Raw genomic sequence first — 1,480 nt, 5'->3', positions numbered from 1 at the left:
CACCCCCCAGGTCATCCGCTCGACAGGGGGGAACAGTCATGCCGGGCCCGGAGGCCAGCGGCCCTCTTGCAGGACCGCGGAAAACATAACGGGGGAGCGGCCGGCCGGGCGGGGTGTCACCGCGCGGCGACGTTAGCCCTGCGCGTCGCCGTGGTCCGAGGGATACGGGCGTACGACCGGCGGCTTCGGCAACTTGCCGGGGTTGTGCGGGAGGAGACGGGAGGAGACGGAGGGACGGGGGGAGACGGGAGAGGACAGGGTCAGCGGACGGGGCTCCCGATGCCCGCCTCCGGTACCCGGAGAGTGGAGGAGAGCAGCCGCAGGGCCGCCTCGGACTCGGTGCCCACGCGGGCCGTGTAGGCGATCATGCGCTGGCCCGCCGCGCCCGGCACCAGCAGGCTCTGGAACGACAACTCCATGGAACCCGCCAGGGGATGGACCATCTCCTTGGTGCCGGCGACACAGGTGCGCACCGGATGCCGGGCCCAGCGCTGCGCGAACTCCTCGCTGTTCATGATGAGTTCGCCGACCAGCTCGGCGAGCTGCTTGTCCTGGGGATAGCGGCCGGCCACCAGCCGCAGGGAGGCCACCGCGAGCTGCGCCTCCTCGTGCCACTGCGGATACAGGTCCCGGGTGCGTTCGTCGAGGAAGAGCATCCGGGTCAGGTTCGGCCGCCGCGACGGGTGTTCGGGCGCGTCGAAGTCCAGGTGCATGGCCAGCAGCAGGTGCCCCATGGCGTTCCAGGCGAGGATGTCGTTGTGCCGGTCCAGGACCAGGGCGGGGGTGTCGGCGAAGGTGTCGATGAGCTGGCGGACCCCGTGGTCGGCGCAGGCGGCGCGCGGCGGCTGGGCGCGCCGGGAGGTGGCCGCCGCCGGCCGGGCCAGGTCCATCAGATGGCTGTACTCGTCCGGCGTCAGCCGCAGGGTGCGGGCGATGGCGTCCAGGACCGCGTCGGACACCTGGACCGTGCGGCCCTGCTCCAGCCGGGTGTAGTGGGTGACGCTCAGGCCGGCCGCCAGCGCCACCTCCTCGCGGCGCAGACCGGGCACCCGGCGGCGCTCCGCGAACTGCGGCAGCCCGATCTCCTCGGGGGTGAGAGCGGCTCGGCGGCTGCGCAGGAAGTCGCTCAGCTCGGAGAAGTCAGGCATGGGGTGTCCCTCCCGTGAATCCGGTGCGCTGGACCGTGCTCTTTGTCCAACGGGCGCGGGGTCCGTCTCCTTCCCGTCCTGGGTGGTCAGGATCTGACCACCCAGGGCCCGGCCCGTCAGCGCCAGGCGAGTCGGTTCTGGGGTCTGGGTAGCTCCCGGCCCCGGCCGCAGGATTCCTTCCGTCGGCGCCTCCCGGCGTTTCGGCGTCCCGGAATCTCAGCGTCTCGAAGGGGATCTCATGTCTGTTGTGGATGGTGCGGTGGAGGGGTCGGTGGGGTCTGGTGCGGGGGGTGGGGGTGTTCCGGGTGGGTTGTCGTCGCGGATGCGGTTGA

The 1,480-nt window shown here is 71.9% G+C and carries 1 protein-coding gene; it reads right to left on the bottom strand.

Going from position 1 to position 1,480, the window contains the following annotated elements; translation table 11 throughout:
* Window positions 1-260 precede the first annotated feature (260 nt).
* The gene (locus ACFY0K_RS44690) at window positions 261-1,148 is read right to left on the bottom strand and encodes a helix-turn-helix domain-containing protein (protein WP_390644774.1); all 888 of its coding nucleotides are present in this window, start codon (window positions 1,146-1,148) and stop codon (window positions 261-263) included.
* Window positions 1,149-1,480 lie beyond the last annotated feature (332 nt).

Source organism: Streptomyces sp. NPDC001507 (assembly GCF_042894765.1).
In the GTDB taxonomy this organism is placed as follows: Bacteria; Actinomycetota; Actinomycetes; order Streptomycetales; family Streptomycetaceae; genus Streptomyces.
Note: the sequence above shows the minus strand (reverse complement) of the source record. Positions and strands in the feature narration are given on the sequence as shown.

Bases quoted from the DNA above. Each gene is read 5' to 3' on its own strand.
- ACFY0K_RS44690 (WP_390644774.1), bottom strand. From the start codon at position 1,148: ATGCCTGACTTCTCCGAGCTGAGCGACTTCCTGCGCAGCCGCCGAGCC.